Annotated in this window: 21 protein-coding genes and 1 tRNA gene; 6 read left to right on the forward strand and 16 right to left on the reverse strand. The window is 57.6% G+C overall.

The window, feature by feature from the left end; genetic code table 11:
• The first annotated feature begins 35 nt into the window (after positions 1 to 35).
• The 3 genes from ACFCXQ_RS03550 to ACFCXQ_RS03560 all read left to right on the forward strand — a co-directional run bounded on the left by ACFCXQ_RS03550 (position 36) and on the right by ACFCXQ_RS03560 (position 2,953).
• Entirely contained in the window at positions 36 to 1,178 is a 1,143-nt protein-coding gene (locus ACFCXQ_RS03550; protein WP_379553147.1) for a hypothetical protein, read from the forward strand.
• 22 nt (positions 1,179 to 1,200) lie between these two features.
• Complete coding sequence (locus tag ACFCXQ_RS03555) at positions 1,201 to 1,785, forward strand: hypothetical protein (protein WP_379553149.1); 585 nt, start codon at positions 1,201 to 1,203, stop codon at positions 1,783 to 1,785.
• A 136-nt stretch (positions 1,786 to 1,921) separates the two neighbouring features.
• Positions 1,922 to 2,953, forward strand: a complete 1,032-nt coding sequence (locus ACFCXQ_RS03560; RefSeq protein ID WP_379553151.1) for a polysaccharide lyase family 7 protein — start codon at positions 1,922 to 1,924, stop codon at positions 2,951 to 2,953.
• A gap of 5 nt (positions 2,954 to 2,958) precedes the next feature.
• Here ACFCXQ_RS03560 and ACFCXQ_RS03565 read toward each other — a convergent pair whose 3' ends face one another.
• The 5 genes from ACFCXQ_RS03565 to ACFCXQ_RS03585 form a co-directional block, all read right to left on the reverse strand.
• Positions 2,959 to 3,690: a ribonuclease T2 family protein gene (locus ACFCXQ_RS03565; protein WP_379553152.1), complete on the reverse strand. Its 732-nt coding sequence runs from the start codon at positions 3,688 to 3,690 to the stop codon at positions 2,959 to 2,961.
• Entirely contained in the window at positions 3,687 to 4,133 is a 447-nt protein-coding gene (locus tag ACFCXQ_RS03570) for a hypothetical protein (RefSeq protein ID WP_379553154.1), read from the reverse strand. The genes ACFCXQ_RS03565 and ACFCXQ_RS03570 overlap by 4 nt, the downstream gene beginning before the upstream one ends.
• A 40-nt stretch (positions 4,134 to 4,173) precedes the next feature.
• Positions 4,174 to 5,037, reverse strand: a complete 864-nt coding sequence (nadC, locus tag ACFCXQ_RS03575; RefSeq protein ID WP_379553156.1) for a carboxylating nicotinate-nucleotide diphosphorylase — start codon at positions 5,035 to 5,037, stop codon at positions 4,174 to 4,176.
• A 333-nt stretch (positions 5,038 to 5,370) separates the two neighbouring features.
• Entirely contained in the window at positions 5,371 to 6,168 is a 798-nt protein-coding gene (locus tag ACFCXQ_RS03580; protein WP_379553158.1) for a LytR/AlgR family response regulator transcription factor, read from the reverse strand.
• Entirely contained in the window at positions 6,165 to 7,406 is a 1,242-nt protein-coding gene (locus tag ACFCXQ_RS03585) for a sensor histidine kinase (RefSeq protein ID WP_379553160.1), read from the reverse strand. The genes ACFCXQ_RS03580 and ACFCXQ_RS03585 overlap by 4 nt, the downstream gene beginning before the upstream one ends.
• 82 nt (positions 7,407 to 7,488) lie before the next feature.
• Here ACFCXQ_RS03585 and ACFCXQ_RS03590 point away from each other — a divergent pair, with 82 nt between their 5' ends.
• Positions 7,489 to 8,097 carry an HD domain-containing protein gene (locus tag ACFCXQ_RS03590; protein WP_379553162.1) on the forward strand — a complete coding sequence of 203 codons (609 nt, stop codon included), beginning with the start codon at positions 7,489 to 7,491 and terminating at the stop codon, positions 8,095 to 8,097.
• Positions 8,098 to 8,116: 19 nt separating this feature from the next.
• On the opposite strand, the gene ACFCXQ_RS03595 is transcribed toward ACFCXQ_RS03590, so the two are convergent.
• The 9 genes from ACFCXQ_RS03595 to ACFCXQ_RS03635 all read right to left on the reverse strand — a co-directional run bounded on the left by ACFCXQ_RS03595 (position 8,117) and on the right by ACFCXQ_RS03635 (position 17,174).
• On the reverse strand, positions 8,117 to 9,094 hold the full coding sequence (locus ACFCXQ_RS03595) for a hypothetical protein (RefSeq protein WP_379553164.1): 978 nt from the start codon (positions 9,092 to 9,094) through the stop codon (positions 8,117 to 8,119).
• Between the two features lie 2 nt (positions 9,095 to 9,096).
• Positions 9,097 to 9,786, reverse strand: a complete 690-nt coding sequence (locus tag ACFCXQ_RS03600) for a DsbA family protein (protein ID WP_379553166.1) — start codon at positions 9,784 to 9,786, stop codon at positions 9,097 to 9,099.
• Positions 9,787 to 9,832: 46 nt separating this feature from the next.
• Positions 9,833 to 11,272 carry a M48 family metalloprotease gene (locus ACFCXQ_RS03605; protein WP_379553168.1) on the reverse strand — a complete coding sequence of 480 codons (1,440 nt, stop codon included), beginning with the start codon at positions 11,270 to 11,272 and terminating at the stop codon, positions 9,833 to 9,835.
• Positions 11,273 to 11,281: 9 nt separating this feature from the next.
• Positions 11,282 to 12,325 carry an alpha/beta hydrolase gene (locus ACFCXQ_RS03610; protein WP_379553170.1) on the reverse strand — a complete coding sequence of 348 codons (1,044 nt, stop codon included), beginning with the start codon at positions 12,323 to 12,325 and terminating at the stop codon, positions 11,282 to 11,284.
• 111 nt (positions 12,326 to 12,436) lie between these two features.
• On the reverse strand, positions 12,437 to 14,647 hold the full coding sequence (locus tag ACFCXQ_RS03615; protein ID WP_379553172.1) for a PAS domain-containing protein: 2,211 nt from the start codon (positions 14,645 to 14,647) through the stop codon (positions 12,437 to 12,439).
• Positions 14,648 to 14,773: 126 nt separating this feature from the next.
• Entirely contained in the window at positions 14,774 to 15,277 is a 504-nt protein-coding gene (locus tag ACFCXQ_RS03620; protein ID WP_379553174.1) for a DUF2141 domain-containing protein, read from the reverse strand.
• The gene (locus tag ACFCXQ_RS03625) at positions 15,274 to 15,993 is read right to left on the reverse strand and encodes a sterol desaturase family protein (RefSeq protein WP_379553176.1); all 720 of its coding nucleotides are present in this window, start codon (positions 15,991 to 15,993) and stop codon (positions 15,274 to 15,276) included. The genes ACFCXQ_RS03620 and ACFCXQ_RS03625 overlap by 4 nt, the downstream gene beginning before the upstream one ends.
• 102 nt (positions 15,994 to 16,095) lie before the next feature.
• The gene (locus ACFCXQ_RS03630; RefSeq protein WP_379554534.1) at positions 16,096 to 16,620 is read right to left on the reverse strand and encodes an MmcB family DNA repair protein; all 525 of its coding nucleotides are present in this window, start codon (positions 16,618 to 16,620) and stop codon (positions 16,096 to 16,098) included.
• Between the two features lie 137 nt (positions 16,621 to 16,757).
• Positions 16,758 to 17,174 (reverse strand): hypothetical protein, encoded by a 417-nt coding sequence (locus ACFCXQ_RS03635; protein WP_379553178.1) that lies wholly within the window; start codon positions 17,172 to 17,174, stop codon positions 16,758 to 16,760.
• Between the two features lie 180 nt (positions 17,175 to 17,354).
• Here ACFCXQ_RS03635 and ACFCXQ_RS03640 point away from each other — a divergent pair.
• Positions 17,355 to 17,431 (forward strand) — tRNA-Arg (locus ACFCXQ_RS03640).
• A gap of 374 nt (positions 17,432 to 17,805) precedes the next feature.
• On the opposite strand, the gene ACFCXQ_RS03645 is transcribed toward ACFCXQ_RS03640, so the two are convergent.
• Together ACFCXQ_RS03645 and ACFCXQ_RS03650 are read right to left on the reverse strand one after the other, a co-directional pair.
• A complete protein-coding gene (locus ACFCXQ_RS03645) occupies positions 17,806 to 18,543 on the reverse strand; it encodes a LytR/AlgR family response regulator transcription factor (RefSeq protein ID WP_379553180.1) in 738 nt (245 codons plus the stop codon).
• A gap of 10 nt (positions 18,544 to 18,553) precedes the next feature.
• On the reverse strand, positions 18,554 to 19,612 hold the full coding sequence (locus ACFCXQ_RS03650) for a sensor histidine kinase (RefSeq protein WP_379553182.1): 1,059 nt from the start codon (positions 19,610 to 19,612) through the stop codon (positions 18,554 to 18,556).
• A gap of 325 nt (positions 19,613 to 19,937) precedes the next feature.
• Between ACFCXQ_RS03650 and ACFCXQ_RS03655 the strand changes: the two genes are divergently transcribed.
• Positions 19,938 to 20,867: a hypothetical protein gene (locus ACFCXQ_RS03655; RefSeq protein WP_379553184.1), complete on the forward strand. Its 930-nt coding sequence runs from the start codon at positions 19,938 to 19,940 to the stop codon at positions 20,865 to 20,867.
• Positions 20,868 to 20,935 lie beyond the last annotated feature (68 nt).

Consider the following 20,935-nt stretch of genomic DNA (forward strand, 5'->3'; position numbering starts at 1 on the left):
ATCGATAACAGGATATCAGGGCAGGGAGTTCTGGCATGGTCCGTGCGTTGTTTGCTATCGTATTATCGCTGACTTTAGGCGCGCCGGCAGCGCTGGCTGGCCCCGCGGCGGTCGCGCCAGAGGGCTGGCAAAGCTCGCAGCGCGGAGATCTGACCGTCTACCGATCTGCCAATGGCCGCGAAGCGATGCTGTTCCGCGAGATTGCCGACGTCACAGACCCGGTGGCGGCGGTCAAAATGATTGCGGACGGCCTGACGCAGCACGCCGACGCTGTCCTGGTGTCTGAACCGGGAAGTCAGAGCCAAGTTGCGGTTCATGATCTTGAGTATGAGCGGCGCAATGTCGTGATGCGCGGCAAGGTGATCGGTGTGCGGCAAGCGAGCGGTGTGTTCCTCGCGCTAGCCCATTTTGCGCCCAAGTCTGAGCCGGGGTTGGCTGGCAGGATGGCGACCAGCATCGAAAAGATGGCGGCTCTCTCTGGCGGATCCAGCGTAACGCCTACTGCGCGGCAGACCCCCGTTCGCACTGCGGCGGAGCGCTCCAGCCCGACTGCCACAACTGGCCCTGCGGTTTCACAGGTCCTGTTTGATCTTAAATATAGCTACGGCGTTGGCGGGGCTGTCTACCCGACGTATAATCTCGTCGCGCTGCTTGAGGGCGGCTGGGCGGCAAAACTCGGCAGCTTTGCGGTGGATAGCATCAATATGTCGGCGCTTCCCCGCAAAGATGTTGGCACATGGCAACGAGCCGGAGGCGAATACCGCGTGCGCTGGCAGAACGGTAAAAGCTCAGATCTGAAGCCTACTGTTGGACCACCAAAGCCGTTGCCTTCCGCGCAGTTTTTGTCCGGCACGTATCAAGCCATTGGTGGCGGCGGAAATACCGCGCTTGGTGGGCAGACACTCGTCGCGGAGGTCAAACAGTTTACTTTCCGCAGTGACGGCACATTTTCTCAAGGCAGCACCAAATCTGGCAGCGCGCCGCGCGTTGCGGCCGGGGCAAGATCGAGCACTGCTGGCCGCTGGAGCCTTGATGGCCCCAATTTGACTTTGCGCTATGGCAATGGGCGGGTGTTGCGAACCTCGGTCTTCTATAGCGCCTCGCGCAAACGCAGTGCCAAGGGCGGTCAATACGGCGTCGTGTGGATTGGCGGCGAGGATTACAGACGGGTGCGATGACGCACCCAGAAAGAGATGCTCTATGAGAATAGTGCCACTTGCAGCCGCAGCAGCGCTCTTGGCCGGATGTTCGGCCCAAGCTGAGCCGACACCATCGGAACAGGCATCATCTGAGGGCGCGCAACCAACTCAATTCGAGGGAGCTGGGCCGGTCACCCTTGTCTTCGTCGTTGATCCTGACTTTGTCGGGGTGGTGATCGAATCGCCCATGGCCAATTACGGGGTCGCCTCAAATCTGGCTATTCCGCCTGAGAACCACGGCGTCCCCGAATTTGACGACTACAATGACCTGCGCGACGAACTTTCGCGCGCCATCGCGGACGAAATCGACGACATTGAACCCTCTATCGGGTCCAAGTTTGCATTCAATCAGACTGCGGGCTGTTCTTATGATGAAGGAAGCGAATCGATCGTTAAGAGAGATGGGCAGTGGATGGTCACTTTCGACATCGAGTTTGCCTGCCGCCAGCCAGCCAATTTGCAGGACGTGTCGGTCAATCTGTTCGATATGGGCGGATTTTCCAGCGGAACTGCCAAAGTCGTTAATGGCGATATCGAGGCGTCATTTGAGATCGACGGCATCAACCGCAAAGTGGACTTGAACTAAGCTGCGGGCCGATTTCATTCACCTCGAATACAAGCTGAAACGATATATTGCTGCATCAGAGGTGGTGAATTTGCATAAAGTTAGACGGTCCGCAAAGGTGAATGTGTTGAGTATTGGTGCGATGTGCGCCTGCGCGATGCCTATCGCTGCGCATGCAAGCAGCGAGGCCTCGCCAAAGCCCGCCGATGCCTTCAGTTTGGATCAATGGAAAATAACGCTCCCCTCTGACGATAATGACGATGGTAAGCCTGACGAGATCAGCGTCGCAAAGCTTAGCAAATTTTCACATCCCAACTTCTTCTATCTCGATAGCACCGGGGGCATGGTGTTTGCAGCGCCTAATAAGGCGCCAACCACAGCCAATTCGACAAACACTCGTAGCGAACTGCGCCATATGCTGCGCGGTAAAAACACACGCATCGGCACGCATGAACCGGCAAACAACTTTGCTGTTGAAGCGCGGAAGGGTTCGGACAAATTCGGCTCGGTTGGCGGAAAGCTAGAGGCCACTCTCAAGGTTGACCACGTTTCGACCGCGGCGGGCGATCCCGACAAACGCTCAGCCTACTCGGCGGTCGTCGGGCAAATTCACGCTGTGAAGCATAAGAGCACAAGAAGCGGCTTTGGGTACGGCAATGAACCGATAAAAATCTACTATAAGAAGTTCCCTGAGCACGAGACTGGCTCGGTATTTTGGACTTACGAACTCAACCTTGCAAAAGACAACCCGGACCGAACAGATCTGGCTGTGCCGGTGTTCGGCTATGACTGGGACGGCCGGCAAGATCCCGGCGAAAGCGGCATCGCTTTGGGGGAAGAATTTAGCTATACGATCAACGTTCATCGCAACACGATGTACCTGACGTTCCACAATGAGCGCCTCGGCACCGTGCGACACGTGCGCAGTCTGGTCCGCCCAGCAAACACGCTAGACAACCCTTACGCTTACGCGGGCGATTCGCTCTATTTCAAAGCGGGCATTTACAACCAGTGTAGCACCCGCAGCGGCAAATCGATGTGGTACGCAGGCTGTCCGGGTACCGGCGATTGGAAGGCTGACAAAGCCAATGGCCATTATGCGCAAGCTACGTTTTCACGGCTTGTGGTTGGGGCCTCGACACCGCCAGCCCAGTCTGGTGCCTCGAGTGCAAGTAATGGCAGCTGGTAAGCCATTCAAAGCCCCCGCCAGATTTTGACCCGCGTACCGTCTTTTGGCCCAAACCGTCCGCGATCGCACGCGGTCGGCATAAATCGCTTATTGTAGCAAAGTCTGAGCTCCTGCAGCCAGCCGCGCTGGTTGATCTTGATGCCGATTGCCTGCCGCCGCCCCTTCCAGCTGGGGTTTGCGACAAGAAACCACTCACGCAGATCGCCTGCGGTAAGGCCATCCTTGCGCGACAGCCGGTCAAAATCGGGAAAGCGTAGCGAATCGTATAGGATGCGCGTGACCTTGAAATAGGTTTCGGGACGCGGGACCATACAGCTGCCGTGCTTGGCCCATTGCCGCGCGGCCAGACGCGTTGACGGCATCATGCACAGCGCGCCCGCGATCTGCGCGCCGGTGGGGCGCGGCGCTGCCCCACCCGAGCGTGACCCGCACCATTGCGGCCAGCTATTCCCGCTATTGGGCCAGAGCCCGTGGACGACCATGCCAAAGCGGCCATTGCGGCCCGAACATTGGAGCGCATGCGCGCGTTGCCCCTCGCGCGGTTTGCAAAACTCCGGGCTCCAGCTCAGCGCCAGCGTATAGCCCGTGACGGGCAGACGCCGAGCGGGTCCGCGCTGCTCAATGCGGGGCGCCTCGGTCACTTGGGGCATGCGGCATTGATAGGCCTGCGCATTGGCTGCGCCGGGCATAAGCGCGGCAAGCGCGCACACCAGCCACAAAAACTGGCTCGCTTTCACTTGATATCGACGCCCCGCTCAGGTTTCTCAATTGGCTCACCCCGCAGCGATGCGAACCATTCCTTCGCGTCTGGGCGGAACAGGAAATAGACTGCGGCAAATTGCATCGCGGTGAGGATCAAGGCGACCCCCGCTGCGACCATGTTCATAGTGGCGAGGCCTGACGGCAGGAAGAGCAGGCCGCCAACAAGAAAGACCACCAAGATCCACTTCACCACTTCAATGCCCTTTCTGGCGACCAGAAACCACAGCAGCAGATTGATGGCGATGCTGAACACCATGGTCCCAATGACAAACCCGGTTCCAAAGCCATATTGGCTCATGGCTGGATCGGCATTGAGCTGAGCGACAGTTTCACTCAGCGATAGCGCGCCGTTAATCGCGCCGATGGCGAGCGATGTCAGATAAAGCTGCTCGAACCAGATGATGGATTGTGGCCGCATGGATTACCCCCGTTGATAGCCTGGTAAATCTAGCCCGCACTTATAGCGGTGTGAAGTCCAGCCCAATATCTGCCGCTGGTGCGCTCTGAGTGAGGCGCCCGACCGACACGAATTGCACGCCGGTGGCGGCCTTGGCCTTGATCGTGTCCAGATTAATCCCGCCGCTGGCTTCTGTGGGTACGCGGTCCGCCACCATCCCCACCGCCTCGCGCAGTGTATCGGGCTCCATATTGTCGAGCAGCAACCGGGTTGCGCCGGCTTCCAGCGCAGGTTCAATCTGATCGAGCCGGTCCACTTCGCAAATGATCTCTTTTACCCCGGCGGCGACTGCGCGGCGCACCGCTTCACCGACGCTGCCCGCGACTGCCACGTGATTATCCTTGATCATGGCTGCATCCCACAATCCCATGCGGTGATTGCTCGCGCCGCCTTGACGTGTGGCGTATTTTTCAAGGTGGCGCAGGCCGGGAATGGTCTTGCGCGTGTCGAGGAGCGTGCAGTCTGCATTGTCCATCGCAGTGACATATTCGCGGACCATGGTGGCAATGCCGGAGAGGTGCTGGACGGTGTTAAGCGCGCTGCGTTCCGCGGTCAGCAAAGCGCGCGCATTGCCGGTTAGCCGCATTAAGTCTGTGCCCGGCGCCGCCACGTCGCCATCTTGGGCGAGCAGTTCGATTTCTGCGGACGGGTCCAGCGCACGGAAGAAAGCCTCTGCCACAGGAAGCCCGGCGACGACGATAGGATCGCGGCTGTCCATGACGCCCGCAAACCGCGCGTCGGCAGGGATCACGCTTTCAGAGGTGACGTCATGCCCGCCGCCGGGCAGCCCCTCGCCTAAGTCCTCTGCAAGTGTGCCGCCAACAAAACGGTCAAGGTCAAAGCCGGGGAGAGTGAATGTGGTCATCGAGGCTCCTTACCCGTTGGTGTCCAGCAAAGTCGAGACACGCGTGAGTCTTTGTCTCCGCAAAGATTTTTGTTCCGCGCACCCACCTCCGTGGGTGCGTCCTCGGTGCAGATCCTCCGCTTCGCTACGGGCACCTACGGGCGGCCCTTGGCCTTGCGGGCCACTGGTCGTGGCCCGTGCTCCGCGACCAAGCCGACCCCCGTGATCAGGACTGTTCCGGCGAGCGATCAGCGAGCCGCAAGCACGACTGTGCGTCCGCAGCGGCGCGGACTTGTCCGCTGGCCGCGAGGATATCGCACGCCGGAGGGCGTGCGGAACCAAAAAATCAATAAATCAATGCACAAACCTTGCCACAACATCGCGGTAACTGCGCGAGACTTTCACCTCGGCCCCGCTTTCCAGCACCAGGAAACATTCGCCATTGGTGTGCGGTTTAACTTGGCGAACTTGGTTGAGATTGACGATTGTAGAGCGATGCACGCGCTGGAAATTGCGCGGATCAAGCCGCCGCTCGAGATCTTTCATCGTTTCGCGCAGGACCAGCGAATTGTCGCCCGTGTATATGCACATATAATCGCCCGCAGCCTCAATATGCTCAATCGTATCGACTTCGACGCGGAAGATCTGCCCGCGATCCTTCACATTTATAAGCTTTTCAAACCGGCTCGCGGTTTCGCCTTCGTCTGCGTTATAATCTTGCGCGGCATCCGGGGCCACTTCAGCCAGTACATTCAGCAGTTTCTCTGCCTCTTCCGATGACTTCTTCTCAGCCAGGCGCTGCCGCACGCGCTCAATCGTATCAGCGAGCTTATCCTCATCGACCGGCTTCATCAGATAATTCACCGCATTCGCCTCAAACGCGCGGATCGCATGCTCTTGATAGGCGGTCACAAACACGAAGAGCGGCGGGTCGATTTCCATCGCGCCTTGGACCACGGAAAAACCATCAAAGCCCGGCATTTGAATGTCGAGAAAGACCAGATCGGGCTTCTTTGTTTTGATTGCTCGGATCGCCTCGCGCCCGTTCTGGCAGGTGTCGATAATGTCGATATCGTCGAAATTCTCGAGCCGCAGCTGCAGGCCCTGAATGGCTAGTTTTTCATCATCAACGAGTAATGTGCGAATGGTCATAGTGACTTTCCTGCGCTTTGTGGAACCGGTTCGCGTTCGGCAACGCTCGCTGGTTCAGGGTGCGATCCCTGTGGGTGACCCTGTCTTCGTATCATCCCGCCCCCCGGCGCGATATCCCCTTCTGTTTCATAGGGTATATCGATCAGTACTTCAAAGCCGCCGTCTTCCGGCGTGCGAATCTCAAATGTATGCGTGGGGCCATAAGCCTGCGCCAAACGGTCGCGGATGTTGGCCAGCCCGACGCCCGTTGAGCCTGTACGGCGCGATTGCTCAGCCATGGCCATCGCACGGCTTTGCGCGTCACCCCAAGCGGTACCTTGGGCGATGCCCGGACCGTCATCAGCAACCACCATCCGCAATCTGCCGCCAAAAATCCGCGCAGTGAGCGTGATCATCGCGCCGTCCATTTGCGGGGTCACGGCATATTTGATGGCATTTTCAACTAAGGGCTGGAGCAGCATGGCAGGGATTTGCGCTGTCGCTGCTTGTTCATCCACTTCAAAGTTTGTCTGGAGCCGGTCTTCAAACCGCATCCGCTCAATATCGAGATAGAGTTTCAGTGTCTCGACTTCCTGCGCAACCGTCACCTTGCCGGTCGGCTCGGTAATCAGCGTATGGCGCAAAAAGGAGGAGAGACGGGTCAACATGGCATTTGCGGGTTCTGTCTGTTTGAGCAAAACCAGAGTGCTGATGGAATTCAATGTGTTGAACAGGAAATGCGGGTTGAGCTGATAGCGCAGCATGGCGAGTTGAGCGCTGGTGGCCTGCATTTCGAGCCGAGCGAGCCGATCTTGCTGTTCTTCGACCTGCACGAAGAAGTTGATCGCATAGTAAAGCGCTGACCATGCGCCCAGCAGCGTGAGGTCGTAAAAATAGATCCCGACAAACAGCAGCACGAAATTGCTATCCGTGTCCTGGCTCGCCAGATCCAGCACCCAGCTATCGATAAAGGCATATATTCCGACCGCAATAGCCAGTGTCACGCCGGTTAGGCCCCAAGTGATGACTGGGCGCTTCCCAATTAGATTGCGATAAATGACGGAGAGAACCAAGCTCAGCGAAAACCCCGTAATCGTCGCAATAAGAATGATAATCAGGCGATCTGGCGGCTGGCCGTTGGCGATTGCCGAGACAGCGCGTAGCAGAAAAGCACCGCCCCAGCCGACCAATTGCAGCATCCAGAAGGCCCTGTTCTTATTCGCGAAGAACGGCGTTGGTGTGATCGGCAAAACGGCCATTACGCTTTCTCTTAGACGAATTGCAGTACGAAACGCCAGCCGTTACACTGCGCCCGAAACGGTAAAGCGAAGGAGAGTCGCGATGAGTGCCATCGACACTAAAGAAGAGAGCCGCGCCAAATTTACGGAGATGAAAGAAGGCACGGCTGAGGACTGGGCCATCATTGGCGGCGAATACCGCGAGTTTGCCAAGGATTTGCCGGACCGCGTGCTCGATCATTTGCGGCTGCTCGATGGCGATTTTGGTGGCTTCCCAGTCGACCGGCTGGAGCATTCGCTGCAAACTGCGACCCGCGCACACCGCGATGGCCGCAGCGAGCAATATGTGGTGATGGCTCTGCTGCATGATATTGGCGATACGCTGGGGTCCTATAATCACCCCGAAGTGGCCGCCGCGATCCTCAAGCCGTTTGTGACAGAGGAGCTGCATTGGATTTGCCAGAACCACGGGGCGTTCCAAGGCTATTATTACTTCCACCACCTCGGCATGGACCGCAATCTGCGTGATAAATATGCGGGCAATCCTTATTATGATGCCTGCGCGGAGTTCTGCGAGAAGTATGATCAGGCTGCCTTTGACCCTGGATACGACAGCGAGCCACTGGAGTTTTTCGAGCCGATGGTACGCCGGGTGATGGCCGAGCCACTAGCCTCGATTTACAAATCAGCACTTGAGGATGAGGCGGCTTAGTATTTGTGCGTTGCGCGGCCTATTGGTCGCGTGAATACCCATCGGTAGATTGGACGAATTCTTGCGACCAGTCGGCGCGTCCGGTGCGAGCAATTGCATCTTCGACCAGCGCAATCTCAGCCTCGATATATTCGAGCCGCTCGTCCCAGCCATCATGCGTGCGCTTGCGGAAAATTCCGCCGCTGTGCTTCGGGCCCCATTGCTTCATAAAGCGTGCGGCGGCCCACGGATCATAGCCTGCATTGGCGAGCAGCCACGGCATCAGCCGGTCGGCATCACGCTCGGTCAGGCGGATGAACTTGCGCTTGCGCCCCAGCTCGTCAAGCAAAGCGCGGTGGCCCAATAGATTATGCGCCAGCTCATGCGCGACGACTGCGGCAAATTCCGGCTCGTCATAGCTGAAGCCGACAAACTTTCGGCCCAAGATCACGCGCTTACCATCGGCGACAGCGCGCCCTCCTTTGGACAGAACTTCGAAGCGAGTGGGGCAGGCCGCGACACCGGGCAAAAGCGCCACTGTCTCGCCGCCATCGCGGGTTTTCCAGATCACAGCGACCTGACCATTCTCGGCCAAGCTGCGGTCTACCGTATCATTGATACGGGTTAAGCGTTGCCAAAGCGGATCTGAGGGCGGAAATGTTGCGGTGACCGTGGCGGCGTCAAGATGGGTGATTGTCGCGTCGATCGGGACGCCAGCTTGCGCTGCAGGAGACCATGGGGCGACCGCCTGCACGCCGATATCACCAGTCAAACCCAGTTCTTCTCGCACCTTTTCAGGCTGACCATAACTATGCGCATCATGCAGCATAAGGCCAATCGCGGGCGCCGCGTTCTTGCAATAGGGCGCATTGCCAGTGACCAGCTTCCAGCCTACCGAAAACAACTGCGCATCCAGTTTTTGTAGCGCTCGGATCGAGCTTTTTTGAGCGTGCGAGGCTGCGGGAACTGCCCATGCGCTCAAAATCAGCGCAAGCGCCAATGTGCAGACGCCGCGCATTATCAGGAGTCTTCTGTGCTCAGCGCTTCGGCCAAAGTATCATAGCCAACCGCGCCTTCCATCACTTGATCGCCCGCGACCCAGCTCGGCGTTCCGCCAAAGCCCAATGAGCGCGCCAGAGTCATGTTCTTGGCGATTTCTGCCGAAGCCTCGTCCGACTGGGCAAAGGTGATGGCTGCGTCCATGTCGAGCCCTGCTTCACCTGCCGCTTTGGCGAGGTTCGCTGGGGTCGGCGCCCCGGCGGCAAACATCGCGTTGTAAAAGGCGGGGTATTTGCCCTGCTTTGCGGCGGCCAGAGCGATGCGTGCGGCTTGCTCGCTGCCGTCGAAAATCGGCCACTCGCGGACCACCACCTTCAGGTCAGGGTCTGCGGCGATCAAGCGCTCAATATCAGGCAGGCTGGTGCGGCAGAATCCGCAACCATAGTCGGTGAATTTCACCAGCGTTTTAGTGCCATTGGGATTGCCCAAAACGGCGCCCGGGAAAGCGGCAGTCACTTCGCCTTCGACCTGCGCAAGGCGTTCTGCGCCCTGCTTGCGCTGCAGAGCTTCTGCCATGTCGGGCAAAACTTCCGGATTGGCGACCAGATATTCGCGGGTCAGCCCATTGCCGAGACCGCTGATGGCCCATAGCCCCGCGCCCGCGAAACCAAAAATGAGCGCAAGCACGGCGGAAAGGAGGTTCTGTTTCATGGGATCAGCCCTTAGCGCGTCTGGCCAACACGCGCATCTATTTCATTTAGCGCCCGGCGCGCTCCAATTGCTCCTCAAGCAGTGCTCGTGCCTGTAAGCCAACATCCTGCGCGCGGATCCAGTCCGGTGAGCCTGCTGGAAGGCCCGATTCGGCTGCCTGTGCGCTACGAATGGCCTGCGAATATTGGCGGCTCATGACTTGTTGTTCAGCGCTCGCGAGGCGCGCGCGCGGCATGTCGCCTTTGGCCGCGTACACAGTACCCAATTGGCGCCAGGCAAAGGGGTTGAAGCGGTCACGGGAGACCGATGCGCGCAGCACTTGCTCAGCCTCTGGATAATTCGCCTCATCTTCCGTCGCGATCAGCGCATGACCAAACATTGCCGCGATAAGCGGCTCGGAATTGGTAAGCGCTGTGGCGCGGCGCAGCGGCGGCAGTGCTTCATCGACGCGCCCAGACTCGAGCAGCACCTGCCCTTTGAGCTCAAGGAAATAGGGGTCATTTGGCGCGCTTGCGATGAGCGATTCTGCTTCGGCCAGAGCAAGATCAACCTGAGCGCTTTTGTGATAGGCATAGGCGCGCGCATAACGGCCCGCCACGCTCTGATCGGCGACCGGATAATCGCGCAGGGTTGCATTTGGATCAGCGAGAAATCCTGAGAGCTTCGCTTTGATGCGAATAAAGCGCGCCTGAAGCTCGGGATCACTCGGAGTGTCCCATGCGGGATCGCGCTCATAGCTGTCGCGCAGGATTGCAATGCGATCGCCCGACAAGGGGTGGGTGCGGGTGAAAGTCGCATCATCATCCTGACGGCGCTGATAGCGAAATTCGAGATTTTGGAGCTTGCTGAAGAATGCAAGCGAGCCGCGACCTGAAATGCCCGCTTCCGACAAATAACGCGCACCAGCTGCATCTGCGCTGCTCTCTTCACTGCGCGAGTAAGCCAAGAATTTGCCGAGTGCCGCGCGCTGTCCGGCGGAGATCGCTGCGAGGGCCGCGTCACCTGAGCCTGCGAGCGCCGCGCCGATACCAGCGAGGAGTGAGAGGATTGAGATGTTGCTTGCGGCGCGCGTTCCTTCGCCGCGGCGCACGATATGCCCGCCGGTGATGTGGCCAAGCTCGTGAGCGATTACGCCTTGGACTTCGCCTACGTCATCGGCCGCTTCGATCAATCCGCTGTGCAAATAAACGACTTGGCCGCCAGCGACGAAAGCGTTGATTGACGGGGCGTTGATAAGAACAATGTCGACATTGCCCTCTTCGAGCTCAGATGCCTCAACCAGCGGTGCAGAGATATCGCGCAGGAATTGCTCAGTTTCGGCATCACGCAAGATCGATTGAGCGCGCGCTGGGCTGGCCAGCAAGAGCGCGGCGACCGCCAGCGCCAGGAAGGCTGAAAACAAGCCGCGGTGCGGGTTGATGGCCGGGGAGACGGCAGAAGGGCTCGCACCGGTGATTGCTGGGCGAATGAGCACGGGTCTTATCATAGCGTATCCCTAGCGGCTTTCGGCCTGAACTGGTGCTGAAGCTGAGTCATTTTCAGCCGCCTCTTCACTAGGGCTTTCGGCGTTGTTTGTCGCGGAATTTTCTGAGACAAAGGTGCTGATGCGGTCAGCCAAGTCGTTGCTGCCCGCCCACGGCTTCGCCAGATTCATGATGATCCGCGCGTGACTGACCTCGGGGTAGACATGAGTCGCAACCCGGCCTCCCTGTTCGCGCAAAGCCTCGGCAAGCGCTTGAGTGTTGCGCGGTCTGACAGTGGTGTCGGCATCGCCCGTCATCAGCAACATCGGCGGCGCGTCGCTGCGCGCGAAATTCACCGGCTGGGTGATCGATGGATCCTCTTCATCACCAAATGCGCGCTTTGCACCGTCGCTGGTGAACGGCAGGAAATCGTAAGGACCAGCGAGCCCGATGACGCCTTTGATAGTCTGCTCTGAAAGGTCAGCCCGCTCAAGCCAGCGCGGCTCGAGCGCTACCATAACCGCATTGTAGGCCCCTGCCGAATGTCCGGCGAGGACAATCTGTTCGGGATCGCCGCCATAGTCAGCGATATTGTCGTGGACCCACTTTACAGCGCTCGCAGCATCCTGGAGCATGGCGGGATATTTGCCGTCATCACCAAGCCGGTACCCAGCATTGACTACGACGTGCCTCTTTGGTGCAAGCGTGCGGCCGACAAAGCCATAATACTCCGGGTCGCCGTGATACCAGCTGCCCCCATGGATGAAGATGATCACCGGCAGAGGTTTGGTGCTGGCCTTTGCATCATTGCCCGTGTCAGCTTGGCCGCTATCGCTCAAAACAAACAGGCGTTGCTGAGGATGATCACCGAACGAAATCGGCTCGCTCGCGCTTACACTGGTGAACCCGTTTAGTACGCGGTCGACCCGGTTCAACGTACCAGCGCCATTGGTCTGCACGCCAATGAGAATTGCAAGACCGGTGAGCAGCGCCAATCCGATGATGACGCCGATTATCCAAATAACCATTCGCTTGATACTCATTGCGCCCCGCTGCGTGACCATAACAACTGCCATTGAGCTCGCTTCTAAGCGGCGAAGCCCATCATGCCATTGTTAATGCTGCGATGAGCTAGCGGTCAGCCACGCCATCGCGCAAGCGCAAATCTGTTCTGTAAACAGCGGTGCCTACTTCAGGAGCTTGCGTGCAGCCCGCTCGACCAGCTTCACGTCATCGGGCACTTCGCCGACGACTTCAATTTCACCGGTTTCGGTTCGGCGGACCATGAGTAGCGCAAATTCTGCGCCGTCATTTTCCGCAATATCGTCAAGCTCAACCGCCTCGAATTCGAGCAATTTGCTGGCCAAAGCCGCGCGTATGACGCCCTTCGGCTCGACCGCTTCGCCCGCTTCTTCGCGGCGGGCACGGCGTTCGTCCTGGACGATGCCTTTAAGGCCGCCCTCTGCGCTGCGCAGGACATCGACTAGGCCCCCGCGCTCCACACCATTGCGGTGAGCATAGGCGAGAACAGTGGCATATTCAGTGAGGCGCGTTTTGTCGTAATCTGCGCCGAACACCAGCTTCACGATCGGTGTCATCGGTGCACGTTCTTGGACGCTCAGGCCGTTTTCAGCGATCAATTCGGCAAAATCATCCGGGTTTGATTGCGCTTCCAGACTGAAGTCATAGGCGCGGCCAACTGCATCATAGAGCGCCTTGCGGCTACGATCTTCGGTAGAGCGCGCTTGCTGGGCGGCTTCGCGTGCCACGGCAAGCGTATCATAGAGCCCGTCGGGCTCTGCTTCACATAGCTCGTCGAGGCTTGGCGCTGCCGGAACGATGTCTTCAACCGCTTCTTCAGTGGTTTCTGGCTCAGCGACCGCGACCTCTTCGGTCAGCTCAAGCGGGCTGGCATCTGGCTCGGCTTCGTTATCGACCGGCTCGTCTTCTACGATGCTCTCCTCAGAAAGCTCATAGGCGGTTTCGGCTTCAGTCTGGGCTTCAAACTCTGGCGCCGGCTCTTCTGGATCCAGGTCGCCAGAGACAACAGTGTCGTAATGCGATTGGTCAGGCGTATGCTCGTATGCAGGCGTCTCTTGGTAAACCGGCGTTTCTTCCGGTACATATTCTGATGGGATCGCAGGAGGCATGCCCCCCGGAGCGCTGACGTCGTTACCGGAGCGGCCAAAGCCGTGCTCCGTAGCTGCATATTCCGGCTCGATTTCTTCAGCAATGGCAGGCTGATTAGCGAGCGCGTCAAGCGAAAGACCGATCGGCGCTTTGGCTTTGTCGCCGCGGCTAACCAGTGAAGTCAGACCGGCGCTGGCCTTTTCATCAGCAAGTGGGTCAACCACATCATCGACGTCTTCCAGAGGGGCTTCATCGCCGAACTCGGACAGGCCATAGTCATAGGGTTCGCCGTCTTCATCCAGCGCGACAAAATGGCCGCCTTCAAAGGCTGCTGCGTCCTCATCACTGTCAGGATTCTCGTCTTCTGGCTCTTCCTCGGTTTCGAGGCTTTCATCGCTTGCTGCGCCAAAGGCTGGCACAGGAAGCTCCACCGGCACATCATCGCCGTCTTGCTGGGCGGCAAATGCACCAAGATCCAGCACGGCATCGTCGGACGCTACATCTGCCATCGGGGCGTGGTCGCTGTTTCCAGCAATTTCGAGCGGTTCTTGATCGGCATTACTATAGCCAGAAAGCCCTGCGAGATCGGCGTCAGGATCAGCCATCACACGATCCTCAAGCTCAGGCGCATGATCACCTTCGTCTTCTTCAGAGATCTCGGGGCCGGTCACATCAGTGTTTAGCGCCTGGTCAATCTCAAGCAGAAGCTCATCAGCCTCGTCCTGATTGGCCATCTCTTTCCAGTTGATCACTCCAAAGATGAAATCAATCGTGTTCCCATCACTAGTGAACGGCAGCAGGATACCGCGATACAGGACGGTGCGGCTGCGCTGATTCACAAACTCTGCCTCAAACCCGATTGGGGCCTGATTCGCGAGGATTTGCATGTAGTGGTCAGTGATCCGGCTCAGCAGTGACAGGCTGGGCACATCTGCCAGCGTGTCAATCTTCTCGTCGGCATCGCATTCCGAGGCGAGCTCGCCGCCCAGGAAGCGGATGGCAGGGTCTTCGATCCCGCCGGTAAAGTCGAGCAGGACGGAGTACGGCCCAAAATCATCAAGCTTTTCAGGCTCTAGCGAACCGATTGAAGGAAAGTTGTTGTCGCCAAGCAGGCCCGCCCAATGATTGTAAGCGCGCACTTGCATGCGCCGCTCATCCTGTCCGACCGGCGAGGGCGGCGCTTCTGCGCTCGCGCCATCATCGGCAAGATCATGCTCATTGTCATCGTAACTATCGTGCGATCCGATTGTGCCGCCAAGCCTGTCCATGGACGGTCTGCCCCCAAAAAAGTGCTGGTTTCACCTTGCTTCTGGGCGTCCGTGGTAAAGATCACGTTAAACACGATCCGAAATGATCTTGGGGATCACTACCGCTGGAGATGCGAGGGGTTTGGACTACAGCATATACCGCATGCGGATTGTTTGCGTGTCTGATGTGCCTTCAAAGTCAAACACCGCGTCGCGGAATTTTGGCGGGCCCATGCGCACCTTCGCATCGCGCGAAAAGCCGAACCCCTCCTTGGGGATCATCGACAGGGCGCGGTCAGCTTTGCCATTGTCATTTTCGTCATGCAGAAGCGCGATGGCATAGCGCCCGGCTTTGACATTGGTGAAGGTGAGCTTGAGCGTCTGAGACGCTGGCACGATTACGCTGTAAGCACCCGCAATGCCGCGGCAGCGGGGGAAGCGCTTGGGCTCCGGCGTCATGCAGGCACGAACCACACCCTTGGTGTTGCGTAGGTTGGTGACGGTGACAGTCACGTTTCCGGTCGCAGTTTTGCTTGCGGAAGCGTCTTGCGCGACTGCGGCTGGCGCAGAAGACAGGCCCGCCGCGATAACCCCCGATGCGGCCATGGCCTTGGCAAAGTGGGTCGGGCTAAGTTTGGCAGCAAAGTTCAAATCGGGTTCTCCGTTAGGCCTTTATCGGTGCCGCATAAACGGTCCCAAAAGCGGAAATAAAGTCCATAATTGCAACGATACTCTTCATGGTGTCGTTGATGATGGCTCGCTGTTATCAGCCATCCCCCTAACCGAGAGTGAACCAGGGCGCGCGGGAACATTTCCCAGCCCATGTGATTAGTCACGCCCATGACCGTCATAATCGTGAGCACTAGGCCGAGCACCCCGACGTGGATCGGGATGAGCAGCACAAGTGCCGGGATCACAACCGCGCCGGTGATCGCTTCAATCGGGTGGAAGCTCATCGCCGCCCAGGCCGTGGGTGGGCGGCTGTCATGGTGGACCGCATGCGCAATGCGAAACCATTTGGGCCGGTGCATCCAGCGATGCGTCCAGTAAAACCACGTATCGTGAAGGAAGAGGTAAATGAGGAGCGAGAGAGGTAAATACCACAGCGGGTATGCCGTGATGTCGGTGTAAATCGCGCTCCACCCCTGCGACTGCCAACCCCAGGCGACAATTCCGGCGGGCACACCATAAATTGCAGCAGAGGCGAGCGACCAACCGATTTCGCGGCGGATTTGCCCCGAAAGCCCGCTGTAATGACCGGGCAGGCGTCTTTGAGTCAGCCAGGCGAACAGCCCGCTCGCGACTAGATAACGCACGCCCACAATTGCTGTCATGGCCAGCGCAGAGATAAGGACAGCTTGAAGCATTGGTCCAGCTTATGCCCTCGGTGACAACGGACTGGCAATCCTTGAATTCGGCCCTTAAACTTGGCGCGCCTTGTCTAGGCCTGGCCTAGACCGCCCAAAAACCTAAAAACTCGGCTCACAATCGGGATCGCCCAATACGGCAAGCCGCCGTGTTGCAGCCCGCGCCAAGCGTTCAATCTCGACTTTCCTCCGCGCTGCAGCAAGGGGTCGCAGAGGTGCAGGCCGGACAATCTCGCCATCATAGCCATCGGCCACAATAACCCCGCACTCTTCGGGCAGATAATTCGCACTTTCGAGCGGCGAGCGATCAAGTCCTTGCGGAACACCCCAGAAAAACCGGTCGCAATGCTCAAGATAATCGGGCCACTTGCTGTCACCCAGCAAATCACCGCGCTGAACCTTAATCTCAACAATGATGACTTTTCCCTTGGCGTCGATGCCCATCAGATCTGCACGTCTGTGACTGCTCGTTTGGCCAGCGCTTTTGAGAGGGCGCAGCGGCATTTCTGGCAGACTCCAAATCCCGTTGCGGGCGAACAAGCGCATAATGCCTCGCACCACGTCGGATGCGGCTGGATTTGCAATTGTGCTTGCCGCTGAACTGGCCGCTTGCCCGGCAGCCTGCATGGTCAAGGCGGTTGGTTCTGCTTGTTTGGCTTTGGCAGAGATAACGGACGATTCGCTCATGCCCCATAATTGGAACATAATGTGAACTTCGTCAAGTCGTCAGCAGTGTTATCGGGCGAGAAAAGCGCCCCGCATGTTTACTGAAGAGCGCTTGTTTCAGCCGGTTCCAGCAGAGCGGCAATTGCCTTGCGGCCCGCGTGAAACTCAAGCCAAAGCGTCAGCGCCGCAGAGCTTGCATCTTTGCCTTGGCTGGTCGCGGCAAGCAAAGCGGTGAGCCCCGTCTGCATAACCAGCGCAAGATCTGAAATGCCATGCTCGACCGCATCGAGACGTGGGCCGCCGGCGGAATATGCGCGCTCAGGCAGAGACGTGCTCGCCTCATCCATATCTTCACGCGCCAATTGCGCGAGCTGCGCGACGGCGTGGGCTGCATCATGCAGCGTGTCCCAGCGCGCCTTGAGAGCGGCGATTTGTGCTTGCGCATTATCGCCAGCCACTCCGGTCGGAAGCATAGTGGCCTGCGCCAGGTCGAATTCATGAGCTAGTGCGTTCATGGGATAAGAGCCTAAATCTGTATGCTTGCCAAAATCCTAACGCGGCTGGGGGATATTACGCGGTTGGCCTTGCGGCAGTGCGATGCGTGTAAAATTAACGGCTGGTATCGTCAGAGGCGCTTTGCTAAGCGCGCCCTTTCACGGCGAGGGCGAACATGCCGCACCGTGCAAATGGCGTTGGCACCCGTAGCTCAGCTGGATAGAGCGCTGCCCTCCGAAGGCAGAGGCCAGAGGTTCGAATCCTCTCGGGTGCGCCATTATTTCAAGCGTTTAGTGCGCCGCACAATTTTCGCGCTATTGCCTGTAAGTGAAGTGTAAGTGCAGGGCGTGATTTTCCTACAATAAATCAGGAGTTTGCGCATTTAAGCGTCCACTTTTGGCCAAGCCTGTCCGCGCCGGCTTTGCCGAAAGTAAGGACAAAAGTCGGCATTCCGCTCACGATCAGTTTCGGGCATTCAGTCAAGCGAACGGAAACCGTCTGCGCATCATATCCACGAGCCGGATAACTTCAGGTGACAAGTTGAAATAGCGAGACGGACTGACTGGCTTCCTAGGGTTGGGCGCCCGCTCGCCCTACCATCACCGCCTCGACTCGCATCCCGTGCATTTACTCTGACAGTTCCCATGGCACTCAATCTAGAAACTTCCTGAATGTTGCGCCCACTGGAAGTGTCTCTCCTGTCTCCAATTCGATCTGATACTTACCACGGCCGAGAGATTTTAGAGTTTTGATCGCAGATTTTCTGACAATGTGCGACCGGTGAATGCGAGCAAATTTCTCATTGCCCAAGGCTTGAGCCAAGGCTGAAATGGTGTGACGGAGATGTATGGTTTGCCGCTCCGTCTTGATCTCGACGTAGTCGCGATCTGCGCTCACATACCGAATTTGATCAGGCAGAACTCGAATTTGATCGCCTCCGGATCGAAACCAGATCGACTTAGAAGGTTCCTGCCCAACACGTTCGCTTCTAAGCTTATCCACCAGGAGTTGTAGGCGCATTGATCGTTCGCTGAGCGACTTGAGGCGAATACGTTCGCGTGCTCGATCCAAAGCATGGACAAGCCTTTGGCGAGAGAAAGGCTTGAGAAGGTAGTCGGCAACACCATGCTCGAAGGCTCGTACAGCGTAGTTGCTAAACGCTGTCACAAATATGATTTCGGGCAATTCCGGCAGTTGCAGAACTTTCGCTGCCACATGAAACCCGTCACCGTCCGGCATTTCAATGTCGAGCAACACTACAGAAGGATTTTCGCGAGCGATCTGTTGGATAGCCTGAGCACCGTTCGAGGCTTCGCAAACGATTTCAACATCAGGCATCGTGTCGATCGCTTTTGCAAGCCGGCGACGCGCCAGCCGTTCGTCATCCACAATGGCAATCCTAAGCATTTTTAGCCGACTGAGCCTCGAATCTGATTTCCACCCGAAGTCCCGTTGAGGACCGTTCGGAAATAGTCACACTCGCGCGTGGACCGTACAATAGCCGCAAACGTTGTCTCAAATTGCGCAGTCCGGTTCCGTTGAGATGAGCATCCGGACTAGCCAAGCCCGGCCCATCATCCTCGACTAAAACAAAGAGATCGCCGTCAGCCAAAACGCATTCAAGCGTGACGTTTACGGGACGACTCTGCTTGGAAACCGCATGCTTGACGATATTCTCAATTATTGGCTGTAATAGGAACGGCGGAACGAGCATGGATTTTACGCCGTCGCCAATATTCTCTCGAACCTGCAACCGATCTTCGTAGCGCACATATTCAATCGCTAGATATGCTCTCATCGAGGTCAGCTCTTGCTCCAAGGTCACTAGCTCACCGGCCTCAGTCTCAAGCGCGTAGCGAAGAAAGTCGCTGAGCATCAAGACTGCGCGTTCGGCGTTCGCCGTGTCCTCTTCTGTGATCAGTGCAGTAATTGAGTTAAGCGTATTGAAGAGAAAATGTGGACTTAATTGATGGCGCAGCGATGCGAGTTGTGCTTCGCGCGCCGCGGCTTCGCGCTTCAGGGCAAGTCGTTGTTGTTCAGCTAGCTCGCGGCCAAAATGGATGGCGATAAAGCCCATGAAGACCGAGCTTAGGATCGGGCTATCATAGATGATCCCGGCTCTAAACAGAGGCAGAAACTCAGCGTTTTCGAGGTAAGCATAGGGCGGGAACCAGAGGAAAAACGCCACTCCAAAGGCGGCGTGGATAAGCAAAGTAGATAAGGCTATCGCGCCGACCCATATCCAGCGGAAGCGATCAAGGCTCGCAAGCAATGCGAATGCGGCGATGCCGGCGCAAAAACACAGGATTGACGAAAAGGAATATGTCACCAATCTCTGCGCAAGGTCCTGCGGTAAGGCGCCTTCAAACAGAGAGATGCCTACGTAAATCCCCAAAAAGCCGAACCACACGGAAAGGCTCACCGCCAGAAGGGGCTTGTAGAGAGATTTCTCAATCATTGAGTGTGTCGCTCCTAGCGGTGCTGGACAGGCCGAGCTGATAAGCACCGCCGCCCTGCCTGATTTGCGGTAATTTTTCCACCGATTAGGTCGCAGATTCTCCCGATCTCGTCGCAGCAAGTTCAGTTTCCGGTCGCCCCAATCCACGAGGTTCGTCGCGATCAGGTACGGTTTCGTCGCGTTCTTCACGAGGGCTGCGAGGATTCGTCGCTTTTTCTCGCGACTTGATCGCGCTAGTCCTAGCGCGGACACCTAGTTCCATGTTTTATAGATCGCTGCGGGTCGAGGTTGTCGACCGGTGTGCAATCCAAGGATGGGGAAGCCTATGGACAAGACAATACTTCTCTCGATCGCTCTGAGCGCAAGCCTCATGTTCCATGCTCCGACTGCTCTAGCGCAGGCAAGCGGTGATACTATTGTCGTAACGGGAGACCGAAGCGAGAAAGAGATCGTCCGCGAGTACATTGCCTCAACCATTAGTGAAGGGCCGCGCGGTCAGTATGCCCGCTTCGACGCCCCGATTTGTCCTTCCGTAATCGGCTTTGAGGTCGATACATCCAAATTCATTGAACAGCGCATGCGTGCTGTCGCCGAAGCGAGCAACGTGCGCACCAAGCCTGAGGGCTGCAATCCCAACCTGCACGTTGTAATCGTCGATGATGGCCGCTCGGCCATCGCCACCATCCGCCAAAAGCAAAAAGGCGCGTTCGGCGGACTGCGGCCCTACCGCATCGACCAGATAAAGCGCAGCGAAGGCCCGGTCTATAACTGGCATCTTATCAAGGAACGCTCGGCCGATAACAGGCGCAGTCGCGGCGATGTCGGCACTGGATTCAATACGGATATTTCAAAGGGCGGTGGCCCATTTGGTTTCCTGACCCAGGATCGCCTGAATGCCGGGCGTAGCCACATAAAGTCGCTTGTCCAAAAACCGGTTTACCAGAGTATGGAGCATTCCTTCGTTCTGATCGAGCGCGAGGCAGTATTGGGCCTCACACCAATCCAGATCGCTGACCATGCGATCATGCGCGGGTTAATCATGACTACGTCGGATGAGGAATCGAATGTGGCGGTAGAGTCGATCTTGGGTCTGTTTGATGCAGATAGCCCATTCGAAACTCCACCTGACGCGTTGACCCGGTGGGATCTAGCCCTTTTGAAATCGCTATACGCGGCGCCAGAGAACATGGGCTCGCGTACGCAAAGATCGGACATGATACTGACCTTCCAAAAGGTGGTTGCTGCAGGAGAGTAAACTACACGAACCCTCCCTACCGTCAGTTTTTACCCACTTGGCGCTCCACGGCGCCCTCAATATCGACC

This window comes from Qipengyuania rhodophyticola (genome assembly GCF_042493225.1).
In the GTDB taxonomy this organism is placed as follows: domain Bacteria; phylum Pseudomonadota; class Alphaproteobacteria; order Sphingomonadales; family Sphingomonadaceae; genus Erythrobacter.

Bases quoted from the DNA above. Each gene is read 5' to 3' on its own strand.
- ACFCXQ_RS03550 (WP_379553147.1), top strand. From the start codon at position 36: ATGGTCCGTGCGTTGTTTGCTATCGTATTATCGCTGACTTTAGGCGCG.
- ACFCXQ_RS03555 (WP_379553149.1), top strand. From the start codon at position 1,201: ATGAGAATAGTGCCACTTGCAGCCGCAGCAGCGCTCTTGGCCGGATGT.
- ACFCXQ_RS03560 (WP_379553151.1), top strand. From the start codon at position 1,922: ATGCCTATCGCTGCGCATGCAAGCAGCGAGGCCTCGCCAAAGCCCGCC.
- ACFCXQ_RS03570 (WP_379553154.1), bottom strand. From the start codon at position 4,133: ATGCGGCCACAATCCATCATCTGGTTCGAGCAGCTTTATCTGACATCG.
- nadC (WP_379553156.1), bottom strand. From the start codon at position 5,037: ATGACCACATTCACTCTCCCCGGCTTTGACCTTGACCGTTTTGTTGGC.
- ACFCXQ_RS03580 (WP_379553158.1), bottom strand. From the start codon at position 6,168: ATGACCATTCGCACATTACTCGTTGATGATGAAAAACTAGCCATTCAG.
- ACFCXQ_RS03585 (WP_379553160.1), bottom strand. From the start codon at position 7,406: ATGGCCGTTTTGCCGATCACACCAACGCCGTTCTTCGCGAATAAGAAC.
- ACFCXQ_RS03590 (WP_379553162.1), top strand. From the start codon at position 7,489: ATGAGTGCCATCGACACTAAAGAAGAGAGCCGCGCCAAATTTACGGAG.
- ACFCXQ_RS03595 (WP_379553164.1), bottom strand. From the start codon at position 9,094: ATGCGCGGCGTCTGCACATTGGCGCTTGCGCTGATTTTGAGCGCATGG.
- ACFCXQ_RS03600 (WP_379553166.1), bottom strand. From the start codon at position 9,786: ATGAAACAGAACCTCCTTTCCGCCGTGCTTGCGCTCATTTTTGGTTTC.
- ACFCXQ_RS03605 (WP_379553168.1), bottom strand. From the start codon at position 11,272: ATGATAAGACCCGTGCTCATTCGCCCAGCAATCACCGGTGCGAGCCCT.
- ACFCXQ_RS03610 (WP_379553170.1), bottom strand. From the start codon at position 12,325: ATGGCAGTTGTTATGGTCACGCAGCGGGGCGCAATGAGTATCAAGCGA.
- ACFCXQ_RS03615 (WP_379553172.1), bottom strand. From the start codon at position 14,647: ATGGACAGGCTTGGCGGCACAATCGGATCGCACGATAGTTACGATGAC.
- ACFCXQ_RS03625 (WP_379553176.1), bottom strand. From the start codon at position 15,993: ATGCTTCAAGCTGTCCTTATCTCTGCGCTGGCCATGACAGCAATTGTG.
- ACFCXQ_RS03630 (WP_379554534.1), bottom strand. From the start codon at position 16,620: ATGCAGGCTGCCGGGCAAGCGGCCAGTTCAGCGGCAAGCACAATTGCA.
- ACFCXQ_RS03635 (WP_379553178.1), bottom strand. From the start codon at position 17,174: ATGAACGCACTAGCTCATGAATTCGACCTGGCGCAGGCCACTATGCTT.
- ACFCXQ_RS03650 (WP_379553182.1), bottom strand. From the start codon at position 19,612: ATGATTGAGAAATCTCTCTACAAGCCCCTTCTGGCGGTGAGCCTTTCC.
- ACFCXQ_RS03655 (WP_379553184.1), top strand. From the start codon at position 19,938: ATGGACAAGACAATACTTCTCTCGATCGCTCTGAGCGCAAGCCTCATG.